At 43.4% G+C, this 18,991-nt stretch carries 16 protein-coding genes; 4 read left to right on the forward strand and 12 right to left on the reverse strand.

The annotated features are described in order from the left end of the window. Positions 1-22: 22 nt before the first annotated feature. A complete protein-coding gene (locus QZ135_RS11590; RefSeq protein WP_294609141.1) occupies positions 23-325 on the reverse strand; it encodes a DUF4248 domain-containing protein in 303 nt (100 codons plus the stop codon). Positions 326-513: 188 nt separating this feature from the next. Here QZ135_RS11590 and QZ135_RS11595 point away from each other — a divergent pair, with 188 nt between their 5' ends. Then, the gene (locus tag QZ135_RS11595; RefSeq protein WP_294609143.1) at positions 514-1,407 is read left to right on the forward strand and encodes a PD-(D/E)XK nuclease domain-containing protein; all 894 of its coding nucleotides are present in this window, start codon (positions 514-516) and stop codon (positions 1,405-1,407) included. A gap of 7 nt (positions 1,408-1,414) precedes the next feature. Here QZ135_RS11595 and QZ135_RS11600 read toward each other — a convergent pair whose 3' ends face one another. The 8 genes from QZ135_RS11600 to QZ135_RS11635 all read right to left on the reverse strand — a co-directional run bounded on the left by QZ135_RS11600 (position 1,415) and on the right by QZ135_RS11635 (position 10,974). Further along, positions 1,415-1,837: a hypothetical protein gene (locus tag QZ135_RS11600; RefSeq protein ID WP_294609145.1), complete on the reverse strand. Its 423-nt coding sequence runs from the start codon at positions 1,835-1,837 to the stop codon at positions 1,415-1,417. Positions 1,838-1,954: 117 nt separating this feature from the next. Next, a complete protein-coding gene (locus tag QZ135_RS11605) occupies positions 1,955-3,958 on the reverse strand; it encodes a fimbrillin family protein (protein WP_294609147.1) in 2,004 nt (667 codons plus the stop codon). Positions 3,959-3,969: 11 nt separating this feature from the next. Continuing rightward, positions 3,970-5,649, reverse strand: a complete 1,680-nt coding sequence (locus QZ135_RS11610; RefSeq protein ID WP_294609149.1) for a fimbrillin family protein — start codon at positions 5,647-5,649, stop codon at positions 3,970-3,972. Positions 5,650-5,751: 102 nt separating this feature from the next. Further along, positions 5,752-6,927: a fimbrillin family protein gene (locus QZ135_RS11615; protein ID WP_294609151.1), complete on the reverse strand. Its 1,176-nt coding sequence runs from the start codon at positions 6,925-6,927 to the stop codon at positions 5,752-5,754. 35 nt (positions 6,928-6,962) lie between these two features. Beyond that, the gene (locus QZ135_RS11620; protein ID WP_294609152.1) at positions 6,963-7,943 is read right to left on the reverse strand and encodes a DUF5119 domain-containing protein; all 981 of its coding nucleotides are present in this window, start codon (positions 7,941-7,943) and stop codon (positions 6,963-6,965) included. Further along, positions 7,940-9,235 carry a DUF3575 domain-containing protein gene (locus tag QZ135_RS11625; RefSeq protein WP_294609153.1) on the reverse strand — a complete coding sequence of 432 codons (1,296 nt, stop codon included), beginning with the start codon at positions 9,233-9,235 and terminating at the stop codon, positions 7,940-7,942. The genes QZ135_RS11620 and QZ135_RS11625 overlap by 4 nt, the downstream gene beginning before the upstream one ends. A gap of 13 nt (positions 9,236-9,248) precedes the next feature. Beyond that, entirely contained in the window at positions 9,249-9,626 is a 378-nt protein-coding gene (locus tag QZ135_RS11630) for a hypothetical protein (RefSeq protein ID WP_294609155.1), read from the reverse strand. Positions 9,627-10,020: 394 nt separating this feature from the next. Continuing rightward, positions 10,021-10,974, reverse strand: a complete 954-nt coding sequence (locus tag QZ135_RS11635; RefSeq protein WP_294609157.1) for a site-specific integrase — start codon at positions 10,972-10,974, stop codon at positions 10,021-10,023. A gap of 264 nt (positions 10,975-11,238) precedes the next feature. Here QZ135_RS11635 and QZ135_RS11640 point away from each other — a divergent pair, with 264 nt between their 5' ends. From QZ135_RS11640 to QZ135_RS11650, 3 genes are read left to right on the forward strand one after another with little or no spacing between them, the layout of a single operon-like run. After that, positions 11,239-11,925 (forward strand): hypothetical protein, encoded by a 687-nt coding sequence (locus tag QZ135_RS11640; protein WP_294609159.1) that lies wholly within the window; start codon positions 11,239-11,241, stop codon positions 11,923-11,925. Between the two features lie 43 nt (positions 11,926-11,968). Beyond that, entirely contained in the window at positions 11,969-12,964 is a 996-nt protein-coding gene (locus QZ135_RS11645) for an aminodeoxychorismate synthase component I (protein WP_294609160.1), read from the forward strand. Continuing rightward, a complete protein-coding gene (locus QZ135_RS11650; protein ID WP_294609162.1) occupies positions 12,948-13,547 on the forward strand; it encodes an aminotransferase class IV family protein in 600 nt (199 codons plus the stop codon). The genes QZ135_RS11645 and QZ135_RS11650 overlap by 17 nt, the downstream gene beginning before the upstream one ends. Here the strand turns inward: QZ135_RS11650 and QZ135_RS11655 are convergent. The 3 genes from QZ135_RS11655 to QZ135_RS11665 form a co-directional block, all read right to left on the reverse strand. Next, complete coding sequence (locus QZ135_RS11655; RefSeq protein ID WP_294609164.1) at positions 13,534-15,861, reverse strand: ABC transporter permease; 2,328 nt, start codon at positions 15,859-15,861, stop codon at positions 13,534-13,536. The genes QZ135_RS11650 and QZ135_RS11655 overlap by 14 nt on opposite strands. Positions 15,862-15,988: 127 nt before the next feature. Beyond that, on the reverse strand, positions 15,989-16,663 hold the full coding sequence (locus QZ135_RS11660) for an ABC transporter ATP-binding protein (protein ID WP_009127366.1): 675 nt from the start codon (positions 16,661-16,663) through the stop codon (positions 15,989-15,991). Positions 16,664-16,692: 29 nt separating this feature from the next. Beyond that, complete coding sequence (locus tag QZ135_RS11665; RefSeq protein WP_294609165.1) at positions 16,693-18,984, reverse strand: FtsX-like permease family protein; 2,292 nt, start codon at positions 18,982-18,984, stop codon at positions 16,693-16,695. Positions 18,985-18,991: the final 7 nt, after the last annotated feature.

Below are 18,991 nucleotides of genomic sequence, written 5' to 3' on the forward strand. Positions count from 1 at the left end.
ATAATGAATGTATTAAAATACATTATATTTTTTCCGCCATTTTGGGTACGAATAAGTATGGATTTTTATCTATTGCCTCCTTCACCAACAAGGGCATTCCCCATTGCCGGACTAAGGCTAATATCTGTCTCGGAGTCATTATGGTCGTTTTATGGGTGAATCCGGCCTCTGTCAGTTCTGCCAGCAATAATGCGTGTCCTTTTATTGCCCGGCGCAATGTGTTTACTGCCGAGCAGTCGTACTGATAATTGGGAAAATAGGCTACAGCTATTTCTGTAATGGAGTGGCAGCCTTGCATCATCCATTCAAAGCTTTGTTCTTTCATTTTATTTGTTTTTTAATTAATGATACGGCAAAGTTAGTCAGGAAAATTGGAAAGGAAAAAACCGGAGGTAAGGGGTGAGAAAACATTAAAAAAAATCTTTTCCGAACAGAATACATTGACAAACCGTTGCTTTATTTTGCGGAATAGACTAACTTTGTTGCATAACTCATAAAGAGAGGCTTACCAATATGAATCAAGTGAAAAGAATACCTTACGGGATATCCGACTTTAACCAGTTAAGGAACGAAAACTCCTATTTCGTGGATAAAACCCCGTATCTTCCGCTCATCGAGCAGATGGTAGACAAAAACATCCGTACCGACTACAGCAAACTGAAAATGCTGGCTCGCATTGACCACGATACAGTACACGAAGGTAGCCGCATGAGTACTATTGAAGATATAGCTGCAAAGGGCAAAATCCTGGTCGATCTGCATACTTCTTTCCCTGCCGAGCGAGTAGCGGATATAGACAATTTCCGCAGCCTGCTCTATTACTACGGACTACTTACCATGTGTGGTACTCGTGGAGACATGATAGAAATGTGTATTCCCAATAACTGTGTTCGCGAGCAATACTTTGGCTTTTTACGGGATTACTACCAGAAGCAAAGTTCTATAGATTTACATTATCTAAGTGTGATGTTGATAGACCTTGCTTATGACGGAGAGTGGAAGAAATTCTTTGAAACGGTTGCCCGCATTTATCGTGAAAACTCTTCCATCCGTGACTCCATAGAAGGTGAACATAATTTGCAAGGCTTCCTGAAAGCATACCTCGCCCTCGCCTCTTATTATCTGGTAGAACCGGAGTTAGAAATGAACTACGGATATTGCGACTTCTTCCTGCTACCTGATAAGCAACGTTATCCCGATGTACAACACAGCTACATTTTGGAGTTGAAATATGCCGCCCGTATGGCAACGGACAATGAACTTGAAACACAAGCTGAAGAGGGACGTCGCCAGTTGTTGCAATACAGTGAAGATAAAGTGGCGCGTCGGCTTGCCGAAGGAACTACATTACATCGCGTGCTGTTGCAGTTTCGCGGTTGGGACATGGTGAGGTGCGAAGAGGTTTAAAGAGCATTTATATTTCCGCCCTTTCCCTTTTAAAATACGCCAACACCGTTGCCGGTGACAGTTGCTTGTGCCCGACAGTTTGCGTGCGGCTTTCGAAGCAATAGCGACTATTGACTATGAGGCAAAACAGTGTATAATTGAACGAGCAGTGCAAACGGTGTTGCAGATAATCGTAGAGACGGGATATGCGAATGAAGAAAGTGGAAACATGCTGGCGGGAAATGAAACTGCGAAATCTCTTTTTCTTACGAGATCGTTTTAATTTTTGTAAGGTATATTCCAGTTGTTTGATGTCATTGTGATTATAATTCATACTGCGCTTTAAATCTTCCAGACGTGTTTGCTGACGGGCATAACGCTCTTTCTTCTTGGCAATCATATCCATGATATCTTCTTCGGTCATATTCATGCCCTGGTTCTTTGCTCTCATTGTTTTGATCTTAGTGGTTATAATGATTATAAAATACATGGTCTGTTCATAGTGAACAGACGGTCTGCTGAGATTAAACAGACCGTCTGTTGGGGTACAAAGGATGGTTTGTTTGCTTTAAGGTTCCCACAATAATTTGGGGTATTCTCCCAAATTGTAAGATTGCCAGTGTGTACTACCCCAACCGTTTGAAGTATCTGTACTGTATGCAGGCCATGAATTTGGATTATTGAAAAAATTATCATTGGTTGTTGTTCCCGCATTGTTGGAATAGTGTAGCTTGTTACTTGTTACAGAAACCCCATAATTATTTTTAGAATGACTATTATCTAATTCTCCCATAATACTTCCTATACGGTTATTTCCACCATTATCTATTAATTGCCCCGCATTATAGCAATATTCAAGAACTTTAGTTCTAACCAAACGACCTATTATTCCACCAATATCACCACTGTTTCTATTGGCACTACTTTTGGTAATTGTTCCGGTATTATAGCAATATCTTATTTCTGTATCCATTTTATCTATTTCGCTTGTACTTACCTGATTTCCCCATGTAAGCCCTACAATACCACCACCACATGCATCCATCGTAATATTACCGGAATTTTTACAATATTCTATTATACTATGTGAGCCATTACCTACTACACCACCAATATCTCCATTATTAATAGCAGTGATAGTTGCCGCATTACTACAGTTTAATATTTTGTGACCGGATAATGTACTTTCATTTACAATACCTCCAGCTGTTTTGTTATTGACATTTATTGTACCAGAAGTTAAGTGTACATTTTGTATAGTACCTCCGTTAGAAGAAAATATTCCTCCTTGAGTGCTAACTAAATTATTGACTTTATACCCTTTCCCATCGTATAACGCTCCGCTTTTTACAGGTTTCCAATTGTCGTATGCCGACAAATCTAAGTCTGCTTTTTGTTCATAGTATTCTGTTTCCAGTGAGTTATTATTTGTTCCTTCTGCATCTACTCCCCTCAGTTGTGGCGGAGTCGTTACTAAATACGGATCAGTAGCCGAAGTTCCTGCCCCTTCCATACCGCCTGCACTAAGAGAAACAGTCAGACTCTTATTAGTAGCATCTATCGTTATATTCGAGGTCGTGACAGTGAGCAATAATTGCTCTTTACTATCTGCTTTTGCCAGATTATCAGTGATATAAATACTGAAAGAAGTGAAAGTCTCCGGAGATTTTCTTAAATCATCCAGTAAATACCGGTTATTACTTTCCGAAATGAGACTTGCACTGTATTCAGTTCCATTTATTACTACTTTTGAAACAGAGCCTAATACACCTACATAATTTCCGGTATTCAGCTCAAAGCATCGATTATCAAAAGGAGCTTTAATGCGTGTATATTTCCCTGCCGTGATATCGGCAGCTGCAAGAGATTTCTGAAATGCATAACGGTTATCCGCAGGACCGTAATCGAATCCGATTTCGACATCTGTACCGGGTTTCACGAGATAGCGATATAGTCCGTCTGACATCTTCCAGGGTGTTATACCATAGAACATGGGAGCGGGATTATAACTGGCGCTTGAATTGGATGTTTCGTCTATTGCTATCTCTATCAATGACATGGCATGTGTGAAAGTCAGACTCAATGTGCTGCTGTTGAGTGTGCCTGTAGCAGTCATGAGGTCGGCAGAGCTATAATTGTCATATGTGCTTTGGTCTTCCGGCAGAGTAAATGCAGTGGTAATCTCTGCAATGCTTTTCTTATCATCCATATTACTGTTGTATGGATAATAGGCATAATAAGTGACACCACTATCATACATATATATCTGATTTCCTGCATTAACAGGTTGCCAACTGGTGGTTGATGCATTGTACTTATACGGTACATTGTTCTCTAAAATGGTGTTATTAGAAGTTTTCAGAGAAAAGATACCGATTTGTTCGTTTCCGGTAAAAGAGGTCTGATATCCGTTTTCTTGTGTACGTGTATCTGTGTTTCCTTCAAAGCCGCTCAGGATAACCTGTAGAGAAGTAAACACTTTATCGGATTTATCTTCAAAATCCGGATTACATGCCATAAGCAAAGTTATGGAAACAATCCATAAAGCTGTTTTTTCTAATACTCTTTTCATTGTATATAATCTTAAAAAGTGAAACCCGGATAAGCATTTTGCATTGAAGTAGGCTGTGCGTTACCATAACTTCCATTATTAAAAATTGTTGGGAAATTGCTACCTGTTGTTTTGTATGAGCTTGTCCAAACATTGCCGAAATCCATGTTTTCATAGCTTCCGGAACTTATATTTGTTCTGCTCTTATCTATAATATCCCTGTTCTCATAGGCATACATTGTCTGCCCTAACGACATTACGTACCAGCCACTGGTGGAGCTTGGTGGTGGTGTAGTGGTGTTTATCAGAACTTCACGTATCTCACGAGGATTGGAACTCGAGGTACTAAGATTTTGTGTATTTGTATAGCCGTTAAAAGCTGTTGTGTTATTTGAGCCACTTCCGCTTCTTCGTACACCGGATATTCTATCCAGTGCTACGACATATCCTTTAATTTCAGTAGCTCCGGATAATCCCGTGCTGCTATAAATTGAGATGTTGTCTCCCCGCTCCGTTCCAGTCTTGGCATTGGCATATACAATGCCGATGCAGTTTTTTCCTTCAGTTGGTTGCACATTATATTGCATCACGTTTCCATCTGTCAGCATACGGTAACCACCGTCACTCCACGTACCGTCGTCATAGTAAAAATCGCCTGTTTTTATATCTCCGGCTTTATATCCCTCCGCTATCTCGCCACTTTTGTCAATATCTGCGGTAGTTCCATACCATACACTGATACTGCCGACTTCTACCGTTGCCGCAGTTCTTGTTATTTTCAGATTATAAGTGATTGAAGTGGCAGGTAGCCAATCGGCCATGGAAGTCAGAGCTAAGTCTGTTATGGTTTTGGTATCTCCTATTCCATTCATAGTGTAAGAGAATGTAAGCGTAGCATTTTCAGACGTATTTCCTGTAGCAGCTACAGGTAGTAAGAAAAAGGTTGCTATTTTTCCCGTACTTCCGGCAGACACTGTGCTGGAAGATGAAGGCAAAGTGGCAGTGCAGGATATATCGTTTCCGGCTCCGGAGGCTATGTTGCTCCATTGCATCCAGTCTGTTGCAGAAGTAGTGGAGCTGAACGCTACCGTGCCGCTTTTCTTTGTTTTGATGGAAAGAGAATTAATCGTTATTCCTGTAAAACCGCTTCCCGCTTCCACATTGAGGACAATCCGTGTCAGGGCATGCTTGAATGAAAAATTCACTTTGCCGTCACTTGCGGTCTTATTGGGTGCAGGTTTTGCCAATAAGAGATCCGTTTGGGCAGCTTCTGTAGATGGTACTGCGTATGTGAATGAGGGATAACCTGTTGCCGTAATATCCGGTACTGTCAGCCCTGTAGGGTTGTGCGGTGCATAGGCAAAGAAAGTAATCTTATCATTACTGTTGGCCGGCCAGAATTTCGTGGGAGCATATTCCCACGTAGCGGCTCCGCTTGCTTTCGTCACTTCCTGATTGTACATGAAGTTGGGAGTGGAAGACGAAGCGTTGAAGCTGCTTCCCTGTGTGAGATAAGCCAGTACGCCTAAAGAAGTAAGGTTATCCTTGGTAAAATCTGTTCCGCGCGTCTGTGTCTCTACGGTAGGTACAAAGCCTATAGGAACAGCAGGCAGTTCCGTTTCATCAGTTTGCGAACAGGCGGCAAACAATGCGCAACAGGTAGTGAACAATGCACAGCGGGCGGCAAAAGTTGAGAGTTTTATTCCTTTCATATCTTTCGATTTACTTTCTTGATCTGTATGTGTGCCCGGAGAAGGACATTCAACCTTGTCCGGGCTTGGTTAGGGTGATATTGAGATAAAAAAATGTGCGGCTTAGTTTACTGTAACATTTTTATCTTCGCCGGTGGTATCCCAATCAAAGCTATCCGTTACGTCTACTTCAATCGAGTTCAATCCGATGGTGAAGGTGAAAGCGTATGCTTTTCCCTGTGCAAAGATTCCGGTTCCCAGGTTTACTTCTTTAGTGAAAGAAGAAACTGCGGCAGTGGTAGCCCCTGAAGAAGGAATAGTGGCAATATCATACGTAATAGAGGCTTGCACCTCATCACCACCTGTAGTACCGGTTGTTCCATCTATAGGAATAAAGAACAGGTATTGGTTATCCGTGAACAGGCTGGCTGCTGTTTCATTGATTGAAACTGCGGGTGTGGTATAACCTTTCCAGGCGGGATTTTCCAGTTTGAGCACACCGTTGGATGAAGTTGCGGCAAGGATATAAGGACTTGTCAGATACTTACTTGCATCAGTCGGTAATGTTGGCAGTGCCCAGGTAGCATCATTCATGTTGATAGTTGCCTCTCCGGCAAGTTTCGTCGTATGCTTCAGGCTGATACCGGTGATGTACACCTTGGTTTCAGCATTGGAAGATATGCTCTTGTCCGTCTTAGCTTTCATGGTGACACGGGTGAGTACGTGTTTAAAGTCGAAAGTGACTTTACCGCTGGCAGTTGTTTGCTGTTGGTCTTTCTTGGCTGTTGATACCACTAAGTCTACCATGTCTTTTTGGTTAGTTTGCAACTTAAAATCAAGAGACGGGTCTGTGGTACCCGTAGCATTCGTCAGGGTGATGCCACTTGCACCCCCTGTACTATACGGGGCATAAGCGAAGAAAGAGAGTTTATCCGTACTATTTCCTGGCCAGAATTTCAGTGGAGAATATTCCCAAGCACCACCGCCACTACCGCCTGTGGCATTCCATGTAGTATGTACATTATCCATAAATGTACCTTTGGCTCCACTGGTTGAATAATCTCCAGTGGTCTGATAGGCAAGAATACCGAAACCTTTACCGTCTACTTTCAATCCGTTGGCTGTAGTTCCGTCAGTTAGTGAGTTGTCCGTAACCAAACCTTTTGTCTGTGTACCTGTGTACACTCCGAAACCAATGGCGCGGTTCGCATCCGGATTGGTTTCCATAACTTCATTTTGCGAGCATCCTGCTACTATAAGGGCGGTTGCCGCTACAAAAAATAAACTTTTAGTTTTCATAACTTGATACATATTTAATTAATAAAAAAGAGTTTCTATACCGGTATATCTACCTGTTGGTCATCTTCCCAGTCATCCACACCGACATCGAATCCGGAATCGGAACCGCCTTCGGGCTTTACATCCGGGAAGGTTTTAGGGACGGAAGCTTCTATATGCAGCGTAATATTTCCAATCTCATCTGTTTGTTCTTCTACGGTTATATCCGTTAATGTTTGCTCTATCACTGTCTTCCCATCCACCAACAATGCCCTCAGCAGGATGGAATGTGAAAGTGAACGGTCGAAACCGAATACGTCGAGTGTACCTTTCATCGTACCGTCTGTGAAAGAACCTTCATTGAAGGCGGGGCTTCCTACAGTGAACTCCTGTCCGCCCAGTTCTTCACCCGCATGACCGTCGTGCAGGAAAACCGAAAGAGGTATACCATACAGTGTGCAACGTACTTCACGCACATTTTGCAGGCCTTTCACGTTCAATGTCACCTGTATGTGCCGGGTGAGTGGCATGGGCGTAAAGTGCATTTTGCAAGTACCTGCGGGACATGCGGCGCGCGATGCAGCAGGAGCATAATTGCCCAGCATATCATCCGTCACTTCAAAATGGCGTATGGTGGCGGCTGCCAACTTGTCGGGTGAAGAGACAATGACACGTGTCGACGCACGAGTCACCACCTCTCTGGCGTATGCTTCAAGAGCTTCCACAGCCTCCTGTCCACGGAACAGGAGGTTATTGAAATCGGTGAAAGAACGATTGAAAAGTACAATGTCGTAAGTGCCAAGGGGCAGGCGCACAGTGGTGTATTCGCGTTCGCCTGTCAGCAACACACGGGGCTGACTGCCATCTTGTGGGAAGATGACCAGCGTGGCGCCCTCTTCTGTTTCTTCTTCCAGACCTGCGCGGCTCCAATCGGCAGTCACGGAGATTTCAGACTCCATATAATAGGTGATGTCACGGCGTTCGCAACTGCAAAGCACCGACAACAGGAGAAGGAATGTTATTAATTTGAAATTCATCTTTCCCCTCCTTTCACTTTTCGACCCAGTACCCATACAAAGGATATTTTAGCCTTTGTCGGTCCAAACCAGGTATAGTTCCCATTGTTCTGCCAAAGCAGTGTACGGTGGTCGTTGATAGTACGATAATGTTTATAGCTGGTTTGCAGCAGGCCGATGCCGATGCAGAACTCAAGATTCAGATTGCGGGCGATGGTAAGCGCATAACCGTAGCTGATGCCGGAGGCGATATAAAATTCGCCTTGGTATCCTTTTTCTTCCCATTGCAGGTCGTATTTTCCGCCACCTGCATAGAAACCGAAGAAATGTCCGGTGAGTGCATGGCGGTTCATGCGTTTGCCCAGCCAGTATCGGGCTTCCAGTCCGCCGGAAAGAAGCTGGAGGCAGTATTTGTCATGGTCGATGAGCCACCAGGGAAATATCCATTCTACATTCAGAGACCAACGCTCACGTTTTCCCAAAGGCAGTTCCAGCTCAACGTTCGGGGATATGGCAAGGTCGAACAGAAGGTTTGTCTTCAGAGCAAGAATAGGGCGATGGAAGGAATGAAAAACGGAGTATTTCGTCATTTTGGGTTTGTGCGCATCTATTCTTTCGGGTTTTCCGAAGGTGCTACTCTCCTCTTCTATTACAGGTTTCTGCTTGCCGGATATCTGGAGATTGAGGGCAGAAGCGTGCAACGTCTTCATTTGTATGGTACAAACGGTGGCATTCCGCAGTCCGGGCAAAATATGTTCCTGAATATACTTATAGGCATATCCGCAATTCAACCGTTTCAGTAAGTCTTTGCAGCGGTTAAGGTCTTTCACGTGATCCAGAATCATCAATACTTCTTCACGGTCGGGAACGGAATTATCATCTTCGATCATCCGGTGTAGTCCGGTCCAGTTCTCTCCCCGTGGATCGGTGCAGATACGCGGGCGTTCCAGAATGGGGTACTTCTCTGATAAGTAATTCTTCACCACTTCTGCACGACGCTCTGCCAGACGGATATTGTATGTTTTGTCCCCTTCGGGGGAAGCGTAGGTCGTGATGAAAATAGTATCGATCAGTGAAACGGCTATATCGTTGGATAACAGGGCATGGAAAGCACCGAGTGTCTTATAATTCTCCATATAATCGTTGTCAATCACTAACTGGTTGAAGCGAAAATACAGCAACAGAGATTCACGACAGGAGCTGTCGCGGGTACAGAGCAGTGTGTCCGCTTCTGTAATTCCATTCGCAAAGGCTGTGGACGGTAGCAGGAGCAGATAAATGCTACTTATTATAATGATTATTCTTTTCTTCATGTCTCGGATGGTTTCAAAACAGGTCGTTCAACTTGATCTCGGACAGGTAGATACGAGTCATATGATTGATTACTCCCAATTTGTTGGCGGCATTGCGATAATGTGCATACAGCGCTTCTTGGGTGGGGTGATTGCAATTAAGGTGCTCTCCGGTAGCTTCGAGAAGTTCCAGCAAGGAAATCTGATGACAGGGACGTATCAGTTCGTAGGAAGAAAGGAGTTCCCGGTTCTCAATATCTTTGCAGCTGATTAAGCTGGCAATTTCAAGTTTCCGAAGTAGCTCGGACACTGTGTTGATGAAGAGCTTATACTTGGATGTATTCTCCGGAATTCCTCCAGTAGCTATATCATGAAGTATGAAAATAGCTGTCTGTGTCAGTGGCGTAAGCATAATGCATTTCTTTTTAATAGGTTTGTTAGTATACCGTTACTCCGTAAGTAACGGTATGCAAGGAGCATTACTCCGTAAGTAACGGAAACCCACAAATACGAATACTGTAAGGCGTTATGGAAGCATGACAGGTCTTTGAATTGAATTTTATGCGGGAATAAAGCGTAAGATATTATATATCCATGTTGAAGGGTATAACGTGGAAAGGAGAATCATGTGCTTTCTCATAGTCTGTATGACCGTAATATGTTTATTTGCCAGTATATTTTTCTACTGAAGCCGTGTATAAAGTTAAAATGTTGTCGTTTTTTAAGGTTTATAATTTGTTTTTGCGAAAATTACTCTATCTTTGTCGCGTACTAACAGTTCCGTTACTTACGGAGTAACAGCAGTTTTATACCCTACTCCATAGTTTTTTCTTTCCAGAGTAAATGTAATTAATTATCATTCGATTCGCTTTTGCCAACTCGTCCCCGTCAAAGCTTTTCAGATAGGTGCGGGTAACTTCCAGCGAGGAGTGTCCCAATCCTTCCGAAATCATCTCTTCCGGCACATGGCAGTATTTGGCAAGTGTCGCCCACGTATGGCGGGCGGTATAGGAGCTTACTTTGACATCACCCACTCCACAAAGTTCAGATAATCGTGTCAATTGGAAATTCAGGTTCCGTAGTTTCCTGCCATATTCATTGAAAGCTGCTTCACCTTTCAGAGTGCCGCTCAGGAAATTGAGCAGATAGGGTGAAGATGAATCTTGATTACGGTAGAGGTTGATTAATCGCATGGCTTCCGGGACTACTTTCACACATAGTTCAGTACCTGTCTTGCGGCGTCGGCAGGTAAGGAGATCGCCTTGGATATCCTTCTTGTGCAGGTGTGCCAAGTCAGCGTAGGGCATACCTTGTAGTAAAAGCATCAGTTTCAGGCTGTCTTGTGCCTGGCCGACTTCTTTAGGCAACGCGTTGCTGGTAGTTGGAGGATTCAGCAAGCGGTTCATCTGGGAGGCTGTTACTGCCAGTTTCCGCTCGGAGGTCACTCCGGTTTTCAGTCCGGCAAAGAGACGGAACTCTCCGGAGATCAGTTCGCTGTCTACCGCACGGTTATACACTGCCCGCAACGCACGTATGTACGTGGAGATGGTGTTGTAGCTCCGTTGTAAGTCTTCCAGATGGCGCTGGAAGCGGCGGAGGGAGGATTTGTTGAGACCACCGAAGAAGATTTCGCCACCACCTACAAACTCAGTAAAAGCCCGAAGGGCATACGTGTAAATGTGTGCCGTGGCAAAACGTTCCTGTTGGCACAACTCTTCAATGACTTCATTCATGAAGACCGTTAAACTTTTCTGTTTCATACTTCTTTTATATTTAGTATTCAACTACAATATAAAAAAAGTATGATTGTTCGCAAAGGGGGTGGAAAATGATCAAGTAATAAGATTAAGTATTTCAGGCTTCTGTTCAATACTGATTATTTGCATGACGTTTACGCAACTCCTCAATTAGTTATTGTATACTCTTATTTGTTGCAATATCGTTTATTTTATTATCATTTTGCTTTGAGTTTGAAACTTTTTTAGTATGTTTGCTGCATTATTAATGAAAAACATGTCTTTTCAATGAAAAAGCAAGATTTCCTGTTTGTTCTTTTGGTAGTGGTGGTTTTCCTGCCGTTCTTTGTAAGTAGTGCCGTTTACGACTGGTACAAATCATTCAATGCTGAACATGGCATGGTGATGAGCTTTCTGAAGTTTGCCATTCTATCCTCATTGGGTGAAGTACTGGGACTTCGTATCAGTGCGGGAGTATACAACAGGAAAGGCTTCGGTATTATTCCGCGTATGGTGGTATGGGGAATACTCGGTATGGGCATCAATGCAGCCATGATCATTTTCTCTAAAGGTGTACCTCAATTCATGGAGTATATGGGAATGGCAAATGCAGCCGCAACCTTTGCGAGCGATGCGATGTCTCTTGATAAAGTATTGGTGGCGCTGGCTATATCCGTGACCATGAACACTATCTTTGCTCCGGTATTCATGACTTTCCATAAAATTACGGATACGCATATCCTGATGTGCGGCGGTTCTCTCAAGAGCCTTATCACCCCTATCCCAATGACGAAGATTATCACCGGGCTGAACTGGAACGTTCAGTGGAACTTTGTTTTCAAAAAGACCATTCCGTTCTTCTGGTATCCGGCACATACGATTACTTTCATGTTGCCGCCGGATATGCGTGTACTGTTTGCCGCATTGCTGGGCATTGTGCTCGGAGTCTTGCTGGCAGTAGCAGCACGGAAATAGTTTTTTTGCTACCTTTGCTTCCTGCAAGAACAAGAATAGATATATGAGATTATATAATAAGCAGGAAGCAATAGGGCGCATGAACGCTTTGGCAAGTTGTGCAAAGCCGTTTGTCTTTCTGATTGATTACTTACAGGAACAGGTTTATGTGGAAGAAGCGAAGAACGTTTCTCCGGTGGAACTGGTGTATAATCTGAATGGATTTACGAATGAAGACGGTGGGCATCAACAGCAGCAGAAAGATTTGCCGGAACAAATAGAATGGAATCCCGATCCTGTTTCTTTTGAGGAATATGGTTGTGCATTTGAGCATGTGCGGAAGAATATACTTGCAGGAAACAGTTTTCTCACCAACCTGACATCCCGGACTCCGGTACGTACCAATCTCACCTTAGAGCATATATATTGCCATTCCCGCGCTTTATATAAGGTGTGGGTGAAGGGGCGGTTTGTTGTGTTCTCACCGGAGATTTTTGTGCGGATAAACAATGGGATTATCAGTTCTTATCCTATGAAGGGAACCATTGATGCTACCCTGCCCGACGCCCGGCGTATATTGCTGGAAGATGAAAAAGAAACTGCGGAACATGCCACGATTGTAGACTTGATAAGGAATGACCTGAGTATCGTGGCTTCTCATGTCAGAGTCAGCCGCTACCGCTATATCGATGTCATACAAACCAACCGCGGTCCTATCCTGCAAACCAGTTCGGAGATATGCGGCGAGTTGCCGGAGGATTATAAACAACGTTTAGGAGATATTCTTTTCAGTATGTTGCCTGCCGGTTCCATCACCGGAGCACCTAAAAAGAAAACGATGCAGATTATCCGTGAGGCTGAAGGATACGAACGCGGTTTTTATACGGGCATAACCGGTTACTTTGATGGAGTTAGCCTGGATAGTGCCGTGATGATCCGTTTTGTAGAGCAACAGCCTGAGGGCCTGTATTTCAAAAGTGGCGGTGGCATTACTTTCAAGAGTGATGCCCGCAGCGAATATGAAGAAATGAAACAGAAAGTATATGTGCCGATTTGTTGAAACCATACAGGTGCGTGATGGTGAGTTACAGAATCTTACCCATCACAACCGGAGAATGAATGAGACCCGGAAAGCTATCTTCGGAGTATCGGAGCAGTTGGATATCCGGGAGTATGCAGAAGGCTGTCCTATGGATGGAATCCATAAATGCCGTGTTGTTTATGACAAAGAGATATGTGAGGTGGCATTTTCACCTTATATAATGAGGCCCATACATTCGCTCCGGCTGGTATATTCCGATACGGTTGATTATCACTATAAAAGTACAGACCGGAAAGAGTTGGAAGCATTGTATTCCCTTCGTGAAAATCAGGATGACGTGTTGATTGTCAGAAATCATCTTTTGACGGATACTTCCATTGCTAATGTGGCATTAGAAAAAGAGGGAGTCTGGTATACTCCTGCGACTCCCCTCTTGAAAGGAACAAAGCGTGCATGGTTACTGGAACAAGGACTGTTGGTGGAATGTGATATTCCGGCAGATGAGATTTACTCTTATTCCCGCATCGCTTTATTTAATGCGATGATTCATTTCGGAGCTTTGTTTCTGGATATCAATCGGGATACGGTTATTCACATTTGATACTCTCTACAGGATTGTTTCTTGCTGCCCGGTAACTATTCAAACATACTGTGAGCAGGGTGATGCAGATAGTGAATAGCAGAGGAAGCAGGAAGTGAATGATTTCCAGATGTGCATGATAGGCAAACTGTTGCAGCCAATAGTTCATTGAATAGCAGATAGTGGGAACAGCCAGTACGAAAGCAATGCCAATGTAGCATAAGAACGGACGATTGACAAGCCATAATATCTGCCAGAAAGATGCACCGTGAATTTTACGGATACCTATCTCGCGAGTGCGCTGACGGATGGCATAATGGGTGATGCCGAATAAACCGAATAGCGTGAGGAACAGGCTGATTGAAGCATACATCAGAAGAATACGGGAGAAATCGGTAACCTCCTGATTATTGGATATTAGTATCTGGTGAGGGTCTTCATAGTTGAAGGAGGTGCCGGGATACTTCTTCTTCCAAAGTTCACGGATATGGTTGATTACCTCTGCTCGATACTTTTCATCAAACTTTATAGTCAATGTAGTGTAATTCGGCTGCGGTGTTTCGTGAAGGAGCATTCTTAACGGAAATACGTTATTTGTGAGAGAGTACTTCTTGAAGTCTTTTACAACTCCGATGATAGTGCCATTTATACTCTCATCAGATGCGTATTTGGAGATAGGTTGTCCCATCGGGTCTTCACCTGCAGGAACAAGATAACGGATGAATGCCTCATTTACTACTACTGGTATGGGAGTACGGGGCAATAAATTGAATGTCTGTTTTGCATCCAGCAATTCAAAGTTGTATATGGATAGGAAATCCGGGCAGTTCTCGTAGAGTTCCAGCATCAGAAGTTCATTCTCTTTACCCTCTTGGCGTGGTATAGCTACACTCATTGGATAAAGTCCCGATTGGGATGAGATGACACTTTTCACTCCTGCTATAGGCTTGATTTCTCCTATCCATGTCTGCAAGGGTGAGTGCGCAGAGTCACCAATGCCAAATTCGATGATTCCTTTATAGCGGCTTCCCTCCTGCTCTATCAAGTCCATCTGGCTACGGATAATCATAAAGGCACTTAACAAGCCAATGGAGATAATGAATTGCAAAGTAACCAATGCTGCAACAATACGCTGCTTCTTGCGACCAGTGAAGAAACTACGGTAACTACTTTCGGACAGCGTGTGTATTTTCCGGCTCATATATTGGGCTGGTACTACAGAGAGAATAATCACAAACAGCAGGATGACCGGAAATACCTGACCGGAGAAAAGATAAGACAATGACAGGTTTGCGGTTACTATCGTGTTGAAACTTGTCAGTAAGTCACTCATTAACAGAATGGACAGGAGGAATGCTGTAATCACCATCAGAAAGGTGTCAACGAAGAGTTGCCAACGGATATGACGGTGAGTTGCACCTAAGAGACACTCAATATGCAAAGTACGTATTTGCTTTAGTAAACGGGAAAAACTCAGATTGATATAGTTGAAACAACCGATAAATAGAATTAATAAGGCGGATAGCAGTCCGACACTTAACAGGGCTTTTTGCCGATGTTCAATGCATTGGTCACTATCTTGTAGGGTGGTATTAAAATAAGATTCCTGCAAGGTCAGGGTGCGGTAGTAGCCTTTGCCCAATAATGTCGGGAGTTCGGTTGTTTCAAAACGTTGGCGAAAAGCATCGATATCTGTTCCCTGTTTGAGAAGTATCGAACACGTAACTCCTGCCTGAGCTTTGAGACTTGTGAGCATATCTGCTTTCAGCATACTTTGAGGAGGTAAGTTGAAGACTGCGACAATTCGGTAGGCTTTTTTCTCAGACTGTGGCATTTCCAATAGTTTGCCGATGCAGTCGATTGTTCCAAAACAACGTTTAGCTGCTTCCTGGCTGATGGCAATAGTTCCGGGATGCGTGAGTGCCTCCTCTACTTTTCCTGCAAGGGTTTCTATCGGAAAGAATTTCTCAAGTGTAGAATCTGCCGATATTAGGTTCAGGTCAGAGAAGTCTTCATTGTTCACCCGGATTTTTGTATGTGTAACGCTTTGTGTGCGTAGTGCAGCCTCTATCTCAGGAAATTGTGAAATGATTTCCGGTACGGACTCATGATATACAAATGTTCCTTGCATTTCTTCTTGTGCAAAGGGTAGTGTTTGTGTAAGCCGGAGAATACGGTTACGATTAGGGTTATTGTGCTCAATGTTATACTCATACAGAACGAATGCTGTTAGTAGATTGGTGCAGGTGATACCGATGACCAGGCTGACAAGGGAAATAGTGACAAATAATTTGTTTCGCCACCAACTACGTAGGACTATTTTTAGTGTATGCATGTTTCTAATAATAGATATGAATGACATATTCTCATAGTGATGAGAATCTTTTCTCACTGTGATGAGAAAAAATTCTCACCACAGTGAGAATAATCTTTTTGCCAGAGCATGAGACGGCGGTATTTCTTTACAGACTGACTTCCGTCACTACCTGTCCGTCAAACAGATTGATGATGCGTCCGGCAAATCCGGCATCGTGCTGTGAGTGGGTCACCATGACGATAGTGGTTCCTTCTTTGTTCAGTTCGTTTAGCAATTCCATAACTTCTTTACCATTTTTGGAGTCCAGGTTACCGGTAGGCTCATCGGCAAGAATCAGCTTCGGGTTGGCTACTACGGCACGGGCGATGGCTACACGTTGTTGCTGACCACCGGAGAGTTGCTGAGGGAAGTGCTTGCTGCGGTGTGTAATTGCCATGCGTTCCATAGCTGTCTCTACACGGCGTTTACGTTCGGCGGCAGGGATGCCCATGTAGAGCAACGGTAATTCGATATTCTCATATACGTTCAGTTCGTCGATAAGGTTGAAGCTCTGGAATACGAAGCCGATGACACCTTTACGCAGACTGGTACGTTGTGCTTCGGTGTATTTGGAAACTTCCTTGCCATTCAGGTAGTATTCTCCGCCCGAAGGATTATCAAGTAGTCCCAGGATATTCAGCAAGGTAGATTTACCGCAACCGGAAGGTCCCATAATTGCGACAAATTCTCCTTCTTTCACTTCAATGTTCACATTGTTCAAAGCCCATGTTTGCACTTCTTCGGTCTTGAAGATTTTCTGTAAGTTAACTGTCTTAATCATAATAGTAAGAATTTAAATTAATAATATATTTATTCATTTTTTATTATCTCGGCCGGATTGATATGCATAATCCGATAAATCTTGTATGCTGTAGTGAGGAATATCATCAGGGCAACAGAGAAGAAAAGCACGATGCCCCAGTCCCAACTTTGTATGCACCTCGTGGACCTGTCATCTATTGATAGCAGCATTAACCTCACTAGTGGATAAGCAACTGCAAATGCCAGTATGAAAATCATCATATAGGCTTTTCCGAATATTCCGGCGATAATCCACGGTGTGGCTCCATTTATTTTGCGGATAGCAATTTCTTTCTGCCGGCTGACGGTATCCATGGAAATGGCAGAATAGATGCTCAGCACAACCAGTAGTACACTTACAACGGCCAGTATTGTCATACCCACCTGAGTCATATACATAGAACCCATGACGGTTTGTTTGTTATCGGCAAGGGAACGGACTTCAAGGGGTAAGGTAATTGGTATGTAGTTCCGGCAAATATCAGTGATGCGGCGGAGGTTCCTGTCAGGGTTTGTTCCCGGTGCAAACTTAAAGTAAAAGGTTCTGAACCGGTTGCCGGGGAAGAATGCTGAACCGATAGTAAGCCCTCCTTGGGATTCTTTATAAAGTGCTTTGTAGGTGCCGGCAATGCGATAATTCTGATTGTTGAGTTCTACCATTCCTTGTACACTGTCTTTATCCAGTTGCAATTTGAAGCTTTCACTGACGTAGATAACGCCTTCCGATGCTTCACTTATTTCCTTGCCTTGCAACGGGATGTTCAGAAACTTAAAATAATTGGGCGACCCTTCTGTGAAGGCAATCATGGCTTCCGATTGGTCGGCTTTTTTGTAGGTATGCATAAAGAATTGTCCATCTTGTTGTATGTTATGCATCATTGCCAGTGTTTCTGTACACTCCGGAAGAGCTTGGATATCAGTTAATATAGGATTTAGATTCTGCCACATACGTTGGCTGTTCACATTCAGGGCGATGATGTTTTTCTCTTCTTTGGAGGTTAGCGGACTATATGCTTCACCGAATATCTCGTGCCATACCATATTGATGCCGAGTGTGCTGCCCACAAAGAATATGGAAATACTCAGTTGCAACCACATCATGACTGAACGGAAGATGTGGCGGCTATGGTTGTTGTTGATTTGGCTAATGATGCTCACCTGGCGTAATCGGCGGATAGGAAACCATATCACCAGCATACATACTACCAGAAGTGCGAGATATATTTGCAATTGCACCGCATAGATAGCCGATATTGATAAATCGGGCATGTCCCGGTTCGGTATGTATATTTCCGCCAGACTTATCATAATCTCCGTCAGTGCCAGGGACAAAAGAAAAGCGACGGACATCATCCAGAATATCTCGGCAAAGAGAAGCAGGAACAGCCCTTTTATCTCCGACCCCATACATTTGCGAAGCGCCACTTCACGCTGACGGTTATAAAACATCTGAATGATGAATTTGAGGAAGTTAATCAATCCTGAAATCAGGATAAGTGAAGCTATAAACAATACCAATAGCTTTACAATTTCAAAAGTGCTGTCGTGTCTCTGCGTGAATTTGGCGACGGGGTGAACAGTATCTTCGTCCCGTTGCCATCTTATTGATTGTAAAGTCTTGTTTAGTGTCTCTATATCTGTTTTAGGCGATAGATAACCTCCTACGCTTAAAGCTTCATCATTAGGTATGATTTCATAGAAGAAGTAACAATCGGCCTTTGAACTTTGTAGGTCTTCTTCTTCTACCACATTTACAACTTTAAAGTCCTGAATGGAATTTTCGGCTATATATTTCGGGTCAGACAGGTGTATGATTGTTCCAATAGGATTGGCAGTGCCGTATGCTTTGCGGGCAAACTTTTGCGACAACACTACTTCATCAGGAGCGTCGGGAAGTTGGTTGCCATATAGCAAGTTTCGAGCATTGTAAGAGAAAAAGTTTCCGTTAACCCCTCTGTATTTTATCAAAAAAGGCAGATTGCGTTGATCGTTGTCAATGACTTCTATCTCTGTCGAATTGTTATAAGATTGTATGGTCAGGCATTCTAACCCCATGATGGATTGTTCTACCAAACGTTGTATTTCTTTGGCTCGGAAAAAAGAACTCTGGCGTTGATTGACTTCAATTCGTACCCTCCGTTCACTATTGGGCAAATCTTCCTGTTTATTTATCTCTTGAATGAAAAAGCATACCAACGTATAGCAAACAATCCCCACTGCCAGACAAATGGCAGAAATCAGACTGTGAGTTTTATACTTCAACAGGTTTCGGAGCGATATTTTCAGATAATGTATAATCATTATTTTA

Source organism: uncultured Bacteroides sp. (assembly GCF_905207245.1).
Taxonomy (GTDB): domain Bacteria; phylum Bacteroidota; class Bacteroidia; order Bacteroidales; family Bacteroidaceae; genus Bacteroides.